We start from the raw sequence: 18,588 nt of genomic DNA, 5'->3' as shown, positions 1-18,588 counted from the left end.
AATGCTTGAACTTAGTGTCTGTATAGGAAGCTCCTGCCACTTAAAGGGTTCCTACAATATAATACAACTCTTTCAGCAAATAATTGAAGAAAATGCCTTACATGATAAAATTGATTTTAAAGCTAATTTCTGTATGAAAGAATGTCAGGGCACCGGTGTTGCAGTTTCTGTAAACGGAACTGCCCACCATGTACAGCCTGAAAATGCCCGTGAATTCTTTAAAACAGTAATTATGCCTAATATGATGAATGCCTAAATCATAGAACGGATGAATTTAAAGTATTATCGTATTATCTTTATACAAGGAAATAAATTTAAATACGCCTATATTTAAATTTAAGTCTACGCCTAATAGAATCTCTGCATACTAAGACCTAATATATAAAGATTTTACTTTGAAGAAATCATATAACATAGTAATACTATGTTACTACGTTCAAAAATGTTCGCAAAACAATTTTTTAACCTCTGTTAATATATATAGAAAAGCCGCATTTCAAGGTAATAATAAATATTCTTACCTTAAGATGCGGCTTTTCACCATTAATTTTCCTCTTAAATAAACTATCCTTGGCAATAATGTTTTCAATACTGGCTATGTTAATTTCACTTTCAATTATTTATCTCTTTATCTTTCCAACTCTGCAGTTCTATAATATTTCCTTCCGGATCTTTTGCATAAACAAAAACTGCCTGTTTATCTGTATAATCCGCGGTGACTACCTTTCCAACCTGTCCACCGCCGGCTTTTAATATTTCTTCCAGAGTTGTTTCAACATCATCCACTTCAAATGCCAGATGAGCTATTCCATAAGTATTAATAAGGGCTTCTCCGCTATCATTCATGGTGTCATATGAAAAAATCTCTAATGTCGGATGATCTTCTCCGTACCCCGGCAGGCAAAGGTGTTCACCTACAATGTGTGCATCCGGAATTCCGGTTAACTCATCCAGCCATACTCCTTTTAAATCTCTGCTCTCACCTATACTTTTACAATGCAATACCTCTTTATAAAATTGAATCATCTTCTCATAATCTCTCGCTATAATATTAGTATGTACGTATCGAAACATCTCTTTCTAGATCTCCTTTTATGCTATACTAAACCTCTTTTTACCGGTACTAAGTCAACATATCTATAGCCTGCTCTAAATTTTCTTCCGTAATTCCTACCGTTGAATCGGTTCTGATCTGATATTTGGACAATTTTTCACAGTGTAAATCAGATCATCCAAGACAATGAACGCTTCCACTTCCTTATGTTCCTCTAACCAAGCCATAATTTCACTTGCTTTTACCAGGCTAAACTTCTTTGCTTTTCTTATCTCATCAGTGGAAATCTTTCATTTTCTATTTTTTATTTGTTTTTATTAGATATATAATACCGATAATTGATATAATTGCCGGTAAATAAGCAAGAAAATATCCAGATTGTGAACTTGCAATATAGATAGCAGTTGGCCCATCAGCCCCGCCTATAATACCTATGGATGAAGCATCGCCTATATCGAAATCATATTTATGTGATAAATAGATTGGCCGCAAGAACTTAAATACTGCCTGTAATAAAGAAATTAAAATTGATAAGACCGTAATAATAACAACTATTTTTCTTTTTAAATACATTAAATTTGCCTCCGTATTTTACAATTAAATTTTGGCAATAGCGAAACTATTTAGTTTCTAGAATATACCAAACAATAGTTGAGTTTCGCAATTACCTATTACATTATATTTTTCTTAGTATAACATGATGAAAAAATGAAATTTGATTTATATTCAGCCAAATCACTTACTTTCATTTCAACCTCAAGCATCTGTTCTTGCCATATTTTATCTTTTGGGATTGCCTGCTGTTGCTGTAACTCCAGGAAGGTTTGACCTTGTTATGATATAAAATACTAGAACAAATAAAAATGATTTATTTTTTGATGACTTTTAAAATATTCTGCTACCCGCCATCGCATTTTAATATAAGCTTCTGTCATATAAGAAATTATACTCCAAATATATCCATAATTCTATAAAAATTTTACCAAATGCAAGCATCTCTGAAATTATGTTAAAATGCAAAAAGAATAGAAAAAAATAAAACTCTCTACTCCTAATATTTCAGGAAAGACTTTACATAATACTCTGCCAAAAAAGATGTAATCCCGTAATAGGAAAATCAACCCGTTTTATTTTACCTTGATTCTTTATCAAATATCCTGCCCCTGTAAGGTGAAAAACAGTTAGCCGCAGGATGATTTTACCTGCGGCTTATTGTTTTTCACAATCAGATATATATTTCACACATATTCATTGCTTTCGACAGCAAACGGCTTGATATCCGAATAATTTATTTTACAAGGTTTCAAAAGAAATAAACGGTTATAGGCATTTTATTATTATCCCGCTCTTCGGATTTAGATATAAATATTCCTGTTCAATATAATCTTCCGAAAGTGTAAATAATATCTTTCCGGATTCTAACATAGGTATCTGAACTTTAAGGATTTTATTTTCATTGTTAATCGCAACAAGCATTTTCTCATTCTGATACTGTCTGCAAAATACATATACATTATCCGGTATGTTAACGGGCACATATCTAAAATCACCATATAGGAAAGCCTCACTTTGCTTCCTTATCGATATCATTTTCTTAACTTCACCTGACAAACTTAAGCTTTGGGGAGTATCCTCCCATATCATCGGTCTTCGGTATTCTAGTTCTTCCTTACCGGAGATTCCTTTTTCATCCCCATAAAATACAGAAGGTATTCCTACAAAAGTAAACATGAACAATAATGCTAATCGCAGTCTCATAACATCACCATGGCATTTTGTGAGGAACCGGGGTACATCATGACTATCCAGTAAGTTCATCTGAGCATATGTAATATTTCTTCGGTACCGCATAAGCATTGAATTAATTTCATTGTTAAAAGTTTCTGCTGTTATACTCTCATCAGCAAAGAATCTCCTGCATATATTCATGAATTTATAATTCATCGTTGAATCTAATTGATCTCCCTGCAGCCACACCTGGCTGTCTTCCCAGATCTCACCAATCAGAAAGGCCTCAGGTTTTGCTTTCAGGACACTTTTTCTAAATATCCTCCAAAACTCATGGTCAACTTCATTCGCAACATCAAGTCTCCAACCGTCAATGCCGGCTTCTTCTATCCAGTAGACTCCCACCCGGCAAAAGTAATCAACAACCTCAGGATTACCTGTATTTAGCTTAGGCATTTCCTTTACATAGGCAAAAGCTTCATAATTAGGTGGCTCCTCGTACTTCACAGGAAATCGCAGCTGATAAAACCAATCCTTATATTTGGAAGCCTCTCCATTTTGCAATACATCCCTGAAAGCAAAAAAATCCGTTCCGCAATGATTAAATACACCGTCAAGTAATACCTTAATTTCATTCTTATGGCATATCTGTACCAATTCCTTAAAAGTATCCAAATCCCCCAGGCACGGATCGATTGAAAAATAATCAATTGTATCATATTTATGATAGGATGAGGCTGCAAATACAGGATTCAGATAGATACAATTAATCCCCAGTGATACCAGATAATCCATGTTATCAATGATACCGGATATTGTTCCGCCGTAATGCGAAGCAACTGTAATCCCGTCCTTTGTATACCGCCCTTTATCCAAAGCTTCTATTTTTCTGCTGCCTGTGGCAAAACTATCAGGAAAAATCTGATACATGATGGCACTTTTTGTCCACTCCGGAACATTTACGATTTCCTCTCTTCGAATATATGGAAATTGGAAAAATTCTGTCCTGTCATAATCCGCATGCTCTGAAAAAACACCGCCGACATAATAGACTTTTTCCGTTTCATTCTTAAGATAAAAATAATAGCATATTCTGGTGTAACTGCTTTTCACCTCTGCCTCATAATAATCAAACAAGGCATCACTGGCTATCTTATTCATTACAATACTCTTCATAACAATCGGATTCGTCCTACAGACTCTGTCTCCATAGAAAACCATGCACTCCTTAATATCATTTTTCATGGCTCTGAGTCTTAGTACAAGAGTGTCCTCTGCTATAGCAAAAGCATCTTCTGATAATGGTATGTGTTTTATTGCTTCTAAATTCATATTAGTATTTTACTCCTCCAACCGTTAATCCTGATACTAAATACCTTTGGATTCCAAAAAATATTAGTAATGTCGGTAATGATGTCAACATGGAACCGGCTGCGAAAACCGGCCAATTTCTGGTGTAATTCGTTCCCTGTATGGAATATAATCCCGCTGCTAATGTATATTTATTTACATCAGATAAAAAATTAACCGCATAGATATATTCATTCCATGAAGTAATAAATATCACCATTCCCGTTACTATAATTGTAGGTCTGGCAAGCGGTAATATAATCTTAAGGATAATTGTAAAATTATTGGCTCCATCTACCATTGCAGCCTGCTCTATATCTGCAGGTATTGTTTCAAAATATCCCTTTAAATTCCATATGCTGAATATAACCATCGTTCCTGTATATACAATAATTAATCCAACATAATTATTCATAAGTGAAAATGTCTTAAACAACCGGTAAATTGCCACCATAGATAAAATCGCCGGAAACGCATTTAACAGTAAAAGCAGAAACAGGGAACCTGATTTTCCTTTAAATTTCAACCTCGTATATGCATAGGCAGCAGGCAGTGCAACAACCATCGTGGCTATCACAGTACCAATCGTTAATAAAAGACTGTTTTTAAGCCATAGTAAAAATGGCTTTTCAAACAAAATATCTTTATAATTATCAAAGGTAGGATTATCCGGGATCAATTTAAAATTAGAACTAATGAGTGTATTGGAGGATTTTAAGGAAACCGATAAAGTATATAAAATTGGTATCAGAAAAAAGCCGCATACCATAATGAGTAATATATGTACATACAAATGATGAATTGATTTTTTCACTTATTAATCCTCCTTTTTCAAATTTCTCTGATTTATAACCGTAAGCAATACAATAATTAGGAATATTAATACAGATAGAGCTGAACTATAGCCATAATTATTTGTTATAAATGCATTTTCATAAGCATATGTAATAACCGTATGTATATTTGCACCTGTCTTAGCTCCTATCTGCATTGTCATTAAATAAATTATGTCAAATTGTTTAAAAGTTATAAATGCAGTTAAAATAATTGCCGGCATAACGATAGGCTTTAACAATGGGACTGTAATAAAATGTAGTTTATCCCTCCTTGAGGCTCCCTCCATTTCTGCCGACTCATAATATATCTTATCAATACCCTGAAGTCCCCCATAGAATACAAGAATCATATAGGGAAGTGACATCCAGAGATTAACTATCATACAGGATATAAATGCCGGAATGTCACTATTTAACCATCCAATTCCTTTGAAACCAAGCATTCTAAGCAATTGGTTTAAAAATCCGAAATCATTCTGGAACATGCCATGCTTCCAGATTAAAGCCGATATATAGGAGGGCATCGCCCAGGAAAACATCATAAGGGTTTTATAGAGACCTTTTCCTCTTAATCCCTCCGTATTCAGCATCAACGAAATAAATAGTGCCAGAATAATCTGTAAGAATAGATTTAAAAATGTCCATAGTATGGTATTAAACAGTGCAGACAAAAATCCGGTCCTCATATTCGTAAATGCTTTAATATAATTCTTAATTCCAATGAAACTATAATTCGTCCAATGCCATATATTCATATTGGTTAACGATATAGCAAGTGTATAAATAATTGGAATAAGCACCACAACACCAATAACCAGCCATGCAGGGCTAAGATATAAGTATGGTCTTATCGTTCGTTTCGATTTTGCTTTCATATTCCTATTCCATCGCCTTAATCTGTGAGAGTGCCTCCTGTTGTGCCGCCTTCAGTGTTTCCACCGTATCAGCATCACTCTTATTAATCGCAGCCAAGGCGTTTTCGGTACAGGTCCACATAACGTTCATCTGTGGAATGTTCGGCATCGGAATCGCATTCTCTGCGCAGGCTTTTAAGGTCATAATAATTTCATTGTTCTGGATTTCGGTATTATCATAGGCTTCACTATGAGCAGGAGCTGCTCCATTTGCAATAGCCAGTGCTTCACTCAAATCTTTTTTACACAAAAAATTTAATACTGTTTTAGCGGCGTCCTTATTTTTACTGGTACTGATAAGGGAAATCCCCTGAACTCCCGAATAAGGCTGTAATGCCTTGCCATTTTCGCTGACAGTCGGAAGAGGTGCCACTCCTAAATCTATCCCGGCATCCTTTACAGCTGAAACAAACCAAGGACCGCTTGCAATTGCAGCTGCTTTTCCTTCCAGGAAAAGAGTTGTTATCGTATTATATTCACCATCTACCGGCATTAATTTTGCGAACTGTTTATGGTAGTTAATTGCATCTATCATTTGCTGAGAGTCTAATCCCGGTTCCGCATTTTCATTAATAATATAACCGCCAAATGCATGCATCCATGCACTTACATAATATGCAGTACTGTGCTGCTCAACAAAGCCATAATTTCCATTCTTTGTTTTTTCTTTCATCATTTCAAGCAATTCATCTGTGGTTTCCGGAGCCTTTGATAAAAGTGCTTTATTGTACATAAACATAACCGTTTCATAATAAGCCGGTATTTGATAATGTTTTCCTTTATATTCACCCGCATCCTTAGTAAGCGGTAAAAACCTGTTGAATTCATTGGTATCAACATAGTCATCAATTGGCTCAAACACCCCCATTTCAGCAAACATGCCTATGCTGTCATTGGCATACCATACCAGATCAGGTGAAGCACCTGCATCCCCTGCCGCCAGTTTTAATGCATCGCTTAAATTTTCTTTTCTGACAATATTAACCTTAATACCCGGCTCCAACTTAGCAAACTCTTCTGATAATACTTTAACCACACCATCCTCTGCCTGGTGCCAAAGGGTTAATTCAACCGGTTCTGCCGTTCGCGCAGGTTCTTTCTCATCTGTTTCATGGTCAGCGCTCTTAGTTACTGCCTCATTATTATCCATATTCGTTTCCTTCGTTGCAGTTTCAGATGAACACCCCGTTAACATCATAGTAACAACTAAAAATAACGCAATTATTTGAGTAATTTTTTTCATATTTACCTCTCCTTCCGCCGCTCACAACGGCATAAAATGTTATGAAAGAAGCCACTTCTCGGGTTCTTTCCAAGTCAAAAGTGCTTTTTTTCTGTGAAATTGATTTATTTCACTTCTCTCCATACCGGCATATGTTTTTTCTTTCTGTCCAATATTCCATAACTTAGTATAATGTTTTCCTTACAAACTTTCATTTCAGTCATTTCTGTAAACCATTGTAATTTCCATGAAATATGAGCATTTCGATATTCTCTCCTCTCTCTTTTTTTTATTCATTATCTAGTTTTTAGGATAACGTTTTCCTAAATTAAGTTATATCATAACTATTAATATTATGTCAATACAAATTTCAAAACTTTGAGTTTTAAGCTGTTTTATTGTGATTGTTGTATAAAGAGCATGAACTGTTTGACATATAATTTAATCTATGCTATAGTGAATCAAGGAAAACACTTTCCTATTTTGTACAAGGAGAGGTCATAATGTCAAAAACAACAATTAAAGAAGTTGCAAAAGCAGCAGGAGTGTCCATATCAACCGTATCAAAAGTAATTAATGATGCTCCCACTATATCGAAAGAAACGAAGCAACGAATAAGCAAATTAATGAAAGAGATGAATTATTATCCCAATGTCATAGCCAGAAGTTTTGTACGGCAAAGCTCTATGAATATTGGTGTTATAATGGAATTAAAACGTAATTACGCTTTTCTTAACTCTCATATATATGAAATATTAGGTGGTATCGAGGGAGTTCTAAGCGAAAACGGATACATGGTTACTCTGTTAAACACCACTACAATGGGAAATCGTTTAGAGCCCTATGAAAAAATAATACAAGAAAAAAGATTTGATGGTTTTATTATTCATATTGTCGACCTGAATAAAGCACTGTGTAAAAGAATGGATGAATTAAATTTCCCCTATATCGTTATCGGACAGCCTGATTTTGAATCAAATATGTGCTGGATTGATATTAATAACAAAACCTCCGGCGAGCTTGCCGCAAAGCATTTAATCCAAACAGGTTATAATCGGATTGCCTTTATCGGAAGCAATACCAATATATCAAATAACCGTCAGCTTGGATTTAAAGCTGCTATGTCAGCAAGTAACGTAACGCTGTATAAAGAATATATCATAGAAGGCGATCCTTCCATCGAAGGCAGCGAAGAGATGATGGATCATCTGCTTCAATTACCGGTACCTCCCGATAGTGTAATATGTCTGAATAATTTTGTAGCTTTAGGCGCTTTACAATCCATAAAAAAAAGAGGTCTTAAAATACCTCAGGACATTGCTGTTATTTCATTTGATAATTATCCTTTGTCCATGTTTACAGAGCCACCATTAAGTGTGGTGGATAATGATGTATTTGAACTTGGCGCATACGCAGCAAAAGCATTACTTTATAAATTAGAAAACCCGAACCTTCAGATGCATTACAGTATGCTGTCACCGAATCTTATCATTCGGGAATCCAGTAAGTAGCTGGTACAGTATTTTAAATGTTATGTCATTCTGCAAGGAAGCTGAACAATTCAGTTGAGTAGATATGTCCAGTAAGGGATATATTTACCACAAATTCATTAATTATTGATATCATCGGTATGTAATATAATTTTAAAAGTTTAGCTGCCGTCATATAATCACCTCCTGTATTTAATATGATAATGTTAATTTAGCTATTCAGTTAAACCAATCACATAACAAGCGAATAAATTCGCTTGTTATGTGATTATAAACTCTCATTCATAGACTTATATACTGACAGGCTTCTTTTTAACTTTGACAAATTCAATAATATCATTTAAATCATTTGTATCAACGATTCTATAATGTATCCAACCGCCTTGTGTACCGCAAGGATAACGGTTATTCCACAGTTGTTGGGCTTTTGCCGACAAACTTGGCAGGATCTCTTCCACCTCGGAAACACTTTTATCACCAATTTGTATGGTAACGGTAAATGCACCGGCTTCAAAAAAAGCATAACAGATATGACTCGACTTATGACTATACTTATATCCCCAGCCATAATTATTGCCAAACGGAAATTTTAGTTCCTTAGTAAGTTGATAATTTGTGTTTAAAAAATCTTCAAATTGATCTAAAATACTGCTGCTATTTATCCCGATATAACTTTTTATATATTCAGGTGAGGGAGTATCCATTTTATTAAGCAGACGTTCATACATTTCTTTTCACCTCCATCAAACCTCCAACGGGATGTTTTCTATAAAATGCCTTTCTATCTTGGCTTTTTCTATACCATATTGAATCATTTCGTCCCATGTATCATCCCGCTGCAACGAGATTTCAAAATATTTTTCTCTCATTACTACAAATAGCTGTCTATCACTAAATGCATGGATATACCAAGACAGCTTAATATCTTCTTTTAATACATTCAGTATTTCCTCGATTTTTTCATCCGGCACATGATATTCATTAATGTGCCATATAGGATATACGTCCTCTGGCATATTTTCTATTCTCTGTGAAAAGAAACAGGGTTTTATAAAATCCAGTGTCTTAGCGTTTTCCAAACTTTCTTCAATGATTCCTAATCGATACATACCTACCTCCTAATCAAGTGATAACTGCCTACTTTTCAAATTACACGAACGTAACACACATGTTTTATGGACTCAAATCCTGAAGAATAACATCTTTTGCTATTCTTCTAATAACTCATTCCAGGCTTTCTTTAAAAACAACTTTCAATATTTCATCCGGAATCAGCTGATTATGGAATATTTGCAGCATACCCTTGGGTGTTATTTTATAATCCCCTAAATCATCTTTATGGCTAATTACTGCATTTGCCTCTATATTGATATGGTCTTTAAATGGAATAATACGGACAAAATTATTTCCCACATAATATGACGGTAACTTCGCCCACAGTTTTTCAGTAATTATCTGAGAGGTACTATCGTAAATAAGTTTATTCAGGTCATAAAACCTATCTTTTGTCCGGCTTTCAAATTTTTCTATGTAACTTTTAATATCCTTAATCATTTTAAGTTCTCCATTCGTATTATGCAACTCAGTATTAATTATTATTGGATAAAGTTATTCCGGCTAAGATAATTAATAAAGATATAGCAGCAATAACGGTATACTTCTTTCAACCTATTTTATCTCTATTTTAATATCCACCTGTCAATAAAAGCCTTATCAACAAACTCTTTTTTAGCCATATATTCTCTTAATATATCCTTTAAATAGAATCCATTATAACTTTCATTCTTATTATTTCCCAATGAAGTATAACCGGTTCCTCTCTGAAGATAATCTGAGGATGCGACTGTGTACCATCTTTTAGGATCAATTATCTCTCCATTAATGAAAATGTTAATTATATTCCTTCCACTATATTCAATAACAGCATTGGATACGTGCAGCTTACCTAAATATTTGCCTCTGGATCCCGGTCCGGCTCCATCCGCATAACAATAATCCGTGTCCAGAGAGTTTTGTAAAGCCTCCCATATATACTTTCCCTGTATCTCAAAACGGGTCGGATTTAAGTAGGAAGGACATAAATCCAGGATTTTCTTTAATGTGACATTACCTTTTCTGACACCTCCATTTATTACTCCGCTGTTTATCAAACCCAAATCACACTTAAGTACATCTGCCAGCGCATCTGCCAATAAATTGGTCATAGGATTTTCTTCTGCCACATCATGCCACAAATCTGTCTCAATCCTATAGAGCGGCTTACTTAATTCATCTAAAGCCTTTTCCTTATTTGTATTTAATATTTTAATGATATCATTACAAACATTACAGTTCGTGGTGTCAAAATTTTCACCGGATAGCAGTTCTACCTTATTGTCATTAACTTCTAATTTTAATATGCCTAAATATTTAGCATAAGACCCGGAGGTAAATATAATTTTACCATTCACTATTTCTGGCTTGTCCATTAATATGTGAAAATGACCGCCTATAATCACATGAATACCGTCAATCTGTTCTGCTATATTTTTATCTTTATCCATTCCAAGATGGGATAATACGATACCTACATCATATTTTCCTTTATTGAAAGCTATTTCTTTTCTTATAACTTTTATATAATCATTAATGTGATATCCCAATAACTCATTAAAGGGTCCTAGATCCGGTGAAGCACCGATTATTAAAATCCTTAGTCCGTTTTTATTTAACAGGGTACTCTTTTTCACAAAATCAATATCATTATAATCCAAACCTGACAGGTTACTGCTTAAAAACGGAATCCTGGATTTACCGGCCATATAGTTTAAGGTTTCGATTCCGTTAAAGGTCTCATTATTTCCGACTGTAATAGCATCATAACCTGTATATTCCAGAAGTTCTACGGCAGCTATTCCTTTCGTTCCCTGTAATTCCATTCTCTTAAAATCTGCAAAATCACCAGCATCCAATATAATTGTGTTATCATCCTTAAGTTCTTTTATTTTGCTTACTAACATTGAAAAATTTTCATAATTACTATGTATATCATTCGTATGTAATATATTTAATTGCATTTTTATACCCACCTCTTGCCGTGAATTATTTACAGAACTGACATAGATAAAACAGACTGGAGATTTTCATATGCCTTTCTTCCGTTAAAATGGATAATAATGTGCCGATTTTGATTGAAATTCTCTACCTCACACTTACGACAAGCTACCCACTGCATCTTCTTAAACTATTTTTCATTTTTACTTATAAAAACATGATGAAAGAAAGCACAGTTTTTGAATTCATCCATATCTGAAACTTTTAATTCTACTTCCAGCATTTTCTCAGCCCAATTGTCTTCATATTTAGCTTCATTATTTTGCTGCAGCCCCCAGAATGTTCTGAGACCTAATATTTTATTAATCTGTAATCCCTTAAATTTCTCAAGCAATTGATTTATATTATAATAATCAATTCTCCCGAAATTCTCGGAATATGATTCACCGTTATTTAATAATTCAATTGCTTCCTCTAATTTATTTTCAAAAACAACTTTTGACATGATTCTTCCGATATGATTATGTTTCACAATCGATATTGTTCCTTTTTTTCTAATAAGTCTATCAAACTCCTGTAATAGTCTTTCTTTTTCTTCCATATATTCAAGAACATTATGGCAAATAATCAGATCAAATGTCTCATTATCAAAAGTTTTTAAAATCTCTTTACTTCCATTTATCTGTTCATAAAGATATTCACAGATTCGGTTTTCTGACATATCCATGTTCGGTTCCACTGCCAAAACTTTATTTTCTTTGGCATAATGATTGGAAGTTACTCCAAAACCACTTCCGAAATCTAATATTTTTAACCCTGATACATCCCCTATTTGCTGCCACACCATCTTATAAAATAGCATTCCCCATGGAGTATTTATACTTTGAAGATATCTCTGTAATTCCAGATTCATTTGTTTCCCTCCGGCAAATATTTTTCCAGTTTTCTCTGTCTTCCTAAATTCCATTCACTGTCAATGTCAAAATCATAATCGGCAGACAGTTCAAAAAGTAAAAATAACATATCATATATTTGATGTCTGATTTTGTCTTTTTCTTCTTTATTCGTTGCATCTTTTAGTAAAAGAAATTCTTCCTCAAGCCAATTCAATTTAATAGCTGTACCTTCATTTATAGCATTTATCTTTATAAGAAAATCTTTTGCTTCATCCTTATAATCATTTAGTGTCATATTATATTCCTCTAAGCCTTGGTCAAAGTGTATAAATATTTATTCGTTTACTTTTAAAAGCACGCCATCTTTTTTCATATATTGCCTTTTTTCATTCTTTTTCATTTTGTTTATTATCTCTTGTTCCAGGTTAATACCCAAGAGTTGTGAAAGTCCTAATAGATAGATTGCAACATCAGCCAATTCTTCACCCAAATCATCTTTCTTTTTCAGATATGCTTCGCAAGCTTCCGATAATTCTCCATATGTAAAACAAAATTCTTGATAATATCGGTAACATCAAATCCTTTCTCAATTTTATTCTGATATACTTCTTTTTGTAGTTGTAATAAATCAATCATCTTATTCTCACCATCCTATTATATAATCATATTACGATAGAGCATCTTCATAAATTTAAGTATTATTGGGTCAATATTCAATTAAAGTATCACTCACATCAAATATTACGGCATCATATTTCACAATAATTCGTTTTTCTACCTCTAACCAATCCGTAGTATACCTATTAGAAATAACAGAATATTGGTAATTCCACTTATCGGCAGTTTCAACAGACAATTATCTGAATAAAACCATGGCTGCTGTTAAAGTATTTATAATATCTTTATCTGCGATGCTGCAAAAATATTATGGAACTCATTTACAACCATGGTTTCACTTTTTCCCCCTGTAAACTACCGCAGCTTTAAGTACTTTTTCGCGCCAATACAAAAAGTATCATAACGAATTTGCTTTGATGATTCGCTTTCTTCTTTCCAAACATCAAAGATATGCTCTTTTTCAAAATACAAAATCTCACAATATTCAAAAGCTGTTAACAGACTTTTTTCTAAAACCTTAGTGTAACGCATAATGCGATGATCTAAAGTCTTATTCCATTCATCTTTTGAATTAACACCTGCTACGTGCTCTATATCGTCAGTGCATATACCCTCTTCATTAATGTAGATACAAGGTCCACATATGTCATCTTTTCCCGATGTTAACTGAATTATGGTACCATGATTGTTAACTAAATCATTTGCGACGGAATAAAAATTATGATGATAACTTTTATCAGGAACAAATTTCTCAACTCCCTTACCATATAATTTAATAACGTCCAAAAAGTGGTGTGGTTTGATTGTAATCATATATCCTCCTCATTTTTTATAATCTTTTCAAACACTACTAATTTAACCGGCCCCTCGTCAATTTCCTTAACAAGGTTATACCCCATCTTTTTATAAAAATAATGATTTCTCACTTTATCAGCGGGCGTCTCTAACGTCCAGGAAGAGGCATCCGGGAACTCCTGTTCAATAAAATGAATAGCACTCTGCCCTATTCCTTTATTCTCGTAATCCGGTATCACACACAGGCAACTGAGGTAATATGTATTATCCTTATTATCCTTAACACTTATATTACCTACTATTTGGTTACCACAGATTATTTTATAGGATATTCTATGTATAATTGAATTCCTCATCTGTTCTTTTGTAATATTATATCCAGGGCATACACCATATTTTAGATAATCCTTGTAAAAACATAGGTTTCGAATATCAATCAATGTTTCCGCATCCTCAATATTTGCTCTTTCAAACCTGATTTTCATAATCTTCCCTTTCCTGTTTCAATAGTTAAATAACCGTTCCTGTACTTACACACATATTATTACTTCCGTCCAAATTATGTAAAAAAGTGATTTTTTTCTGTTTTCCTCTTTATTATATTACAACCATTTCATTACATCTACCATATTTTACCTTTCTTTTGTTAAAAGTTTTATTTACAAGGAAAATAGATATACATTATTTCAAATATTTACGATTATATACCCTCTCTAAATTTACACCCACTAATACAGACAAAATAAATATAAATCCCCATATTTTCCATCCATGATGTAGATATTGCGGCGAAACATCTCTTTCAAATGCACCAAAGGCTTCTCCAAAGATAATGCCTAAAATATAACCTGCAAAAGAAATAAATGATGTTAAATACCATTTTCCTGATAATATCATACATACTGTTATAAAAATAACAACAGGCAAAACTTGTCTTGTGGTCCAACTAACAGTATAAAGATAGTATTGTTTATAAACATCAAAAAACAAGTAATTTAGTAAATATATAATTCCATACAACCCAATCATAAGAATAGCAACCAGAAATCTTTTTTTCATAATTTTCTCCAATCTGCTCCTTACCAGCATTTATTATGTGCTTTGTAACGATTGTAACATTTAACTTCTATTCATTGCAACTAAAATAAGAGAGAAGAAACAACCCGATTAAAGTTCGTTTCTTCTCTCTGCACATCACTATGCTTTGCGTATTTAAAGTACTTTCTCAATATCATACTGCGAATTAATAACCAACCACATCTGCGGGAACCAGGACATTATATTCCAGATACTGATACCGTTTAATCCGAATTCCGATATTAGTTTTAAAAAATTATCTATGCTCCTTGCGTCCCAAAACCGTACTATATATTCATCATTACCTGATATATATTGGAAATATGCGGCGTTTGTAATTTCATCATATTGGATCTCGGCATTATTTTCAATTGCAATTTTGATAGCAGAATCATAACTGATCGCCATTCCCTGTGATACATTAGGTATATAAGGATACTTCCACACATATCCTATGACCGGTATTCCGACATTTATTTTTTCCGGAGGAATAACTCTGGCCGAATATTCAAAAAAACGCCTGAATGTATCCATTGACGCCGTTCCCGGAGGTATGCCTTCCGAATAACCGAATTCATAGGATATCAATGTAATACCATCTACTGCCTTACTAAGCTCTGATAAATCAAGTCCCATAAAAATCGTTCCGGTCAATAATTGAAAAATACGTATACTGATAGTATTAAATACTTTAAATCCCTCTTTTGATATACGATCAGCTAATGTTATAACAAATTCTTCATAAAGACTACGATCCATCGGAAGTATATATGGAGTATCAATACTTACTCCAATGTATCCTTTTGTTTGTAAAATACGAAGAAGGTTATTGAAAAACCGTTCCTGTATTTCTTGATTTGAAAGAATTGAATGTATCACATTAAATTCTTCTTCCACGCTCTTTGATAATGCTAACAGCATCATAACAGGTGCCACGCCGTATTCTTTCGCCACCCGGATAATCTCCGTATCATTAATATCATTTATTTCTCCCTCAGCCGATACCCTATAACTGTAAACACTCAGATAGGTAAGAAACGGTAATGTCTTCCTGAGAACATTAATATTTATATAAGGGAACGCATAACCATTGGTTGCTATAGCCCTTATTTTATTACCCTCATAGCTTATTACGATTGTTTCGCCGGGATAAATATATTCTCTATCTGAAAGATACGGATTATTCCTTAATAGCTGAAATATACTTATACCATATCTGTCCGCAATTCCGTCCAGTGTATCTCCCTCCCGGATTGTATAAGTTATTTCGGGATACAAGATAACTAAGGCTTCCCCTACAACCAGTATATCAGGATCGTTAATTCCATTTTCAAGTATCAGCCGATCAACCGATACGCCATATTGGTCAGCGATTGAATTAATGGTATCACCCTTTTGCACTACATGAATGGTCATAATTTTCCTTGAAATATGTTTTACTGTAATATATGGTTGTTAGTTCATAAGCATTCTTAATTACTGTGAATTAAAAAACGATTGCCTTAATTACATTTTAATCCGCCTTATGAGAAGATGTTTAATCTGAATTCCATATCAACAGCCATTTCAGGATGGACTAGCACCCGGAGGTTTGTTGCCAGTGTTGGATTCTACTCTTTCACCGAACCCATAACAATTCCCGTAATCAGATATTTTTGCAGCAAGGGATAGATCAAAAGTAAGGGTATTACTGATATCACGATTTTTGCTGCGTTTAAATTCTGATTGGCTATCTCAGCAACATTTGTAAGAGCTGATGCGTTAGTACTTTGCTTAATTAAATCTTCAATGCTGACGCTAAGAGATTGAATATATGTCATTAATGGATAATTTTTTATTTTAGTTATGTAAAGCAACCCCCCGAAAAAATCATTCCAATTTCCCACAATACTAAATAATGCAATCGTTGCCAGAACCGGCTTTGAACACGGTACAAAAATACGAAGTAAAACCTGAAGAGGTGTCGCTCCGTCGATCAATGCGGCTTCCTCCAGTGATTTTGGTATTCCCAGAAAGAAATTCATGACCAAAATGACATTAAATATGGGCACAGCTCCCGGCAAAATCAGAGCCCATAAAGAATTGATAAACCCCAGTTGTTTTACTACCAGGTAAGTAGGAATCATACCACCATTAAACAGCATGGCAAAAATAAGCAGATTCATGTATATATTACGTCCTTTAAATTCACTGTTTGATTTTGACATAGGATATGCCATCATTACAACTAATATCATATTGATTGCCAGGCCTAAAGCAACTCTTAATACGGAAATTCCAAAAGAACGCCAGAACTGACCGTCAGTCATAATTTTTTCATACGGAGCTGTCGTAAAACCAACAGGCAATAATCCAACCCTGTTAGAAACAACAGCCGCAGCGGAACTAAAGGAAATCGCTAATATGTTAAGCAGCGGAAAAAGGCAGGCAATTGCACAAGCTAAAACAATCAGATATATAATTATCTGCCTGGCATTTCCTTTCAAACCATGTTTATGTACCATATATTTTCCCCCCTGTCTAAAAGATTTTTCGATCGGTCAGTTTCTTAGCCAATTGATTTGATGAAACCAATAAAATAATTCCGACAATAGATTTAAATAATCCCACTGCCGTACCGAAACTATATTCTCTGCTTATTACACCTATACGATAAACATACGTATCCAGGGTATCACCTGTCTCATAAACAGGTGGTGAATATAAGTTATATATTTGATCAAAACCTGCACTTAAAATACCCGAAATACTCATTGCAGCCATAAGCATAATAATTGGCATCATTCCTGGAAGTGTTATATGCCAGACCCTCTTTCGCCATGCGGCACCGTCTATGGCAGCAGCTTCATGAAGCCCCGGGTCAATTGCTGTTATTGCAGCAAGATAAACAATAGAATTGTAACCGAATTCTTTCCAGACATCCGTACCTATCAGTAAAGGCTGGAAAGTCTTATTACTGCCGAGAAAATTTATTTTTTCCATTCCAATGCAGGTTAACATTTGATTTATACTGCCATCCAGTTTAAAAATGTTCACTACAACTGCTGCTAACACTACCCAGGAGAGAAAATGTGGAAGATATACCAGCGTCTGTATGGTTTTCTTCATAAATTTAATTCTGATTTCATTTAGCAGAACAGCAAAGGTAATCGCCATTAACTGCCCCAGAATAATTTTTCCCAGTGCAATCGAAATGGTATTTCTTACTATCTCTCCAATATCAGGCAAGGTAAACATATATACGAAATGTTTCAGCCCGACAAATTCGGAATGAAACAAACCTTTTGCCGGCACATAATCCTGAAAAGCCATAACAATTCCTGCCATTGGAATATAACTGAAGATAATAAGCAGAATCATTCCCGGAGCCATCATGCCATGGTACACCAGATTTGATTGTCTATTCAAATGCTTCCTGTCTGATTTCTTATTAGCCATATGGAAACTCTCCTTTTATTGTTTAGCTATTTTAGGCAATTGCAAAGTTATTTAATTTTCTGAATATACCGTACAATTAATACGAATTTCATAACTTCAGTGGCCTTTTGGGCCAAATTCAGCTCTGAAATTGTATT

23 protein-coding genes are annotated in these 18,588 nt (G+C 34.1%); 2 read left to right on the top strand and 21 right to left on the bottom strand.

The genetic code is table 11. The features are described 5' to 3' along the window. The first annotated feature begins 1 nt into the window (after window position 1). On the top strand, window positions 2-256 hold the full coding sequence (locus RBU59_RS24575) for a (2Fe-2S) ferredoxin domain-containing protein (RefSeq protein ID WP_308145111.1): 255 nt from the start codon (window positions 2-4) through the stop codon (window positions 254-256). Window positions 257-612: 356 nt separating this feature from the next. Here RBU59_RS24575 and RBU59_RS24570 read toward each other — a convergent pair whose 3' ends face one another. The 6 genes from RBU59_RS24570 to RBU59_RS24545 form a co-directional block, all read right to left on the bottom strand. Then, window positions 613-1,074, bottom strand: a complete 462-nt coding sequence (locus tag RBU59_RS24570; RefSeq protein ID WP_308145110.1) for a VOC family protein — start codon at window positions 1,072-1,074, stop codon at window positions 613-615. Window positions 1,075-1,351: 277 nt separating this feature from the next. Next, the gene (locus RBU59_RS24565; protein ID WP_308145109.1) at window positions 1,352-1,627 is read right to left on the bottom strand and encodes a sodium ion-translocating decarboxylase subunit beta; all 276 of its coding nucleotides are present in this window, start codon (window positions 1,625-1,627) and stop codon (window positions 1,352-1,354) included. A gap of 747 nt (window positions 1,628-2,374) precedes the next feature. Beyond that, window positions 2,375-4,114 (bottom strand): glycoside hydrolase family 13 protein, encoded by a 1,740-nt coding sequence (locus RBU59_RS24560; RefSeq protein ID WP_308145108.1) that lies wholly within the window; start codon window positions 4,112-4,114, stop codon window positions 2,375-2,377. A gap of 1 nt (window position 4,115) precedes the next feature. Then, entirely contained in the window at window positions 4,116-4,946 is an 831-nt protein-coding gene (locus RBU59_RS24555; RefSeq protein WP_308145107.1) for a sugar ABC transporter permease, read from the bottom strand. Window positions 4,947-4,949: 3 nt separating this feature from the next. After that, entirely contained in the window at window positions 4,950-5,843 is an 894-nt protein-coding gene (locus RBU59_RS24550) for a carbohydrate ABC transporter permease (RefSeq protein WP_308145106.1), read from the bottom strand. Between the two features lie 4 nt (window positions 5,844-5,847). Then, complete coding sequence (locus RBU59_RS24545; protein ID WP_308145105.1) at window positions 5,848-7,125, bottom strand: extracellular solute-binding protein; 1,278 nt, start codon at window positions 7,123-7,125, stop codon at window positions 5,848-5,850. 482 nt (window positions 7,126-7,607) lie between these two features. Here RBU59_RS24545 and RBU59_RS24540 point away from each other — a divergent pair, with 482 nt between their 5' ends. After that, on the top strand, window positions 7,608-8,615 hold the full coding sequence (locus RBU59_RS24540) for a LacI family DNA-binding transcriptional regulator (RefSeq protein ID WP_308145104.1): 1,008 nt from the start codon (window positions 7,608-7,610) through the stop codon (window positions 8,613-8,615). A gap of 25 nt (window positions 8,616-8,640) precedes the next feature. Here the strand turns inward: RBU59_RS24540 and RBU59_RS24535 are convergent, their stop codons facing one another. From RBU59_RS24535 to RBU59_RS24465, 15 genes are all read right to left on the bottom strand, one after another. Further along, the gene (locus RBU59_RS24535) at window positions 8,641-8,769 is read right to left on the bottom strand and encodes a hypothetical protein (protein ID WP_308145103.1); all 129 of its coding nucleotides are present in this window, start codon (window positions 8,767-8,769) and stop codon (window positions 8,641-8,643) included. A 115-nt stretch (window positions 8,770-8,884) separates the two neighbouring features. After that, window positions 8,885-9,322: a DUF3788 domain-containing protein gene (locus RBU59_RS24530; protein ID WP_308145102.1), complete on the bottom strand. Its 438-nt coding sequence runs from the start codon at window positions 9,320-9,322 to the stop codon at window positions 8,885-8,887. A 15-nt stretch (window positions 9,323-9,337) separates the two neighbouring features. Further along, complete coding sequence (locus tag RBU59_RS24525) at window positions 9,338-9,703, bottom strand: hypothetical protein (protein WP_308145101.1); 366 nt, start codon at window positions 9,701-9,703, stop codon at window positions 9,338-9,340. Between the two features lie 115 nt (window positions 9,704-9,818). Continuing rightward, window positions 9,819-10,148: a DUF1801 domain-containing protein gene (locus tag RBU59_RS24520; protein ID WP_308145100.1), complete on the bottom strand. Its 330-nt coding sequence runs from the start codon at window positions 10,146-10,148 to the stop codon at window positions 9,819-9,821. A 125-nt stretch (window positions 10,149-10,273) separates the two neighbouring features. Further along, the gene (locus tag RBU59_RS24515) at window positions 10,274-11,650 is read right to left on the bottom strand and encodes a bifunctional metallophosphatase/5'-nucleotidase (RefSeq protein WP_308145099.1); all 1,377 of its coding nucleotides are present in this window, start codon (window positions 11,648-11,650) and stop codon (window positions 10,274-10,276) included. 167 nt (window positions 11,651-11,817) lie between these two features. Continuing rightward, window positions 11,818-12,540, bottom strand: a complete 723-nt coding sequence (locus RBU59_RS24510; RefSeq protein ID WP_308145098.1) for a class I SAM-dependent methyltransferase — start codon at window positions 12,538-12,540, stop codon at window positions 11,818-11,820. Beyond that, a complete protein-coding gene (locus tag RBU59_RS24505; protein ID WP_308145097.1) occupies window positions 12,537-12,818 on the bottom strand; it encodes a hypothetical protein in 282 nt (93 codons plus the stop codon). Before RBU59_RS24505 ends, RBU59_RS24510 begins: the two co-directional genes overlap by 4 nt. 39 nt (window positions 12,819-12,857) lie before the next feature. Beyond that, the gene (locus RBU59_RS24500) at window positions 12,858-13,013 is read right to left on the bottom strand and encodes a MazG-like family protein (protein ID WP_308145096.1); all 156 of its coding nucleotides are present in this window, start codon (window positions 13,011-13,013) and stop codon (window positions 12,858-12,860) included. Window positions 13,014-13,027: 14 nt separating this feature from the next. Beyond that, window positions 13,028-13,159 carry a hypothetical protein gene (locus RBU59_RS24495; RefSeq protein WP_308145095.1) on the bottom strand — a complete coding sequence of 44 codons (132 nt, stop codon included), beginning with the start codon at window positions 13,157-13,159 and terminating at the stop codon, window positions 13,028-13,030. A 336-nt stretch (window positions 13,160-13,495) separates the two neighbouring features. Beyond that, on the bottom strand, window positions 13,496-13,954 hold the full coding sequence (locus RBU59_RS24490) for a hypothetical protein (protein WP_308145094.1): 459 nt from the start codon (window positions 13,952-13,954) through the stop codon (window positions 13,496-13,498). Further along, the gene (locus RBU59_RS24485) at window positions 13,951-14,421 is read right to left on the bottom strand and encodes a GNAT family N-acetyltransferase (protein WP_308145093.1); all 471 of its coding nucleotides are present in this window, start codon (window positions 14,419-14,421) and stop codon (window positions 13,951-13,953) included. The genes RBU59_RS24490 and RBU59_RS24485 overlap by 4 nt, the downstream gene beginning before the upstream one ends. Window positions 14,422-14,617: 196 nt before the next feature. Beyond that, window positions 14,618-14,995 carry a hypothetical protein gene (locus tag RBU59_RS24480; protein WP_308145092.1) on the bottom strand — a complete coding sequence of 126 codons (378 nt, stop codon included), beginning with the start codon at window positions 14,993-14,995 and terminating at the stop codon, window positions 14,618-14,620. 153 nt (window positions 14,996-15,148) lie between these two features. Then, window positions 15,149-16,429: a LysM peptidoglycan-binding domain-containing protein gene (locus RBU59_RS24475; protein ID WP_308145091.1), complete on the bottom strand. Its 1,281-nt coding sequence runs from the start codon at window positions 16,427-16,429 to the stop codon at window positions 15,149-15,151. A 194-nt stretch (window positions 16,430-16,623) separates the two neighbouring features. Next, complete coding sequence (locus RBU59_RS24470) at window positions 16,624-17,517, bottom strand: carbohydrate ABC transporter permease (RefSeq protein ID WP_308145090.1); 894 nt, start codon at window positions 17,515-17,517, stop codon at window positions 16,624-16,626. Window positions 17,518-17,533: 16 nt separating this feature from the next. Further along, complete coding sequence (locus tag RBU59_RS24465; RefSeq protein ID WP_308145089.1) at window positions 17,534-18,451, bottom strand: ABC transporter permease; 918 nt, start codon at window positions 18,449-18,451, stop codon at window positions 17,534-17,536. Window positions 18,452-18,588: the final 137 nt, after the last annotated feature.

Origin of the sequence: Anaerocolumna sp. MB42-C2, assembly GCF_030913705.1 — a bacterium.
Classification (GTDB): Bacteria; Bacillota; Clostridia; order Lachnospirales; family Lachnospiraceae; genus Anaerocolumna.
The sequence above is the reverse complement of the archived record's forward strand: the minus strand, read 5'-3'. Positions and strand labels throughout refer to the sequence as shown.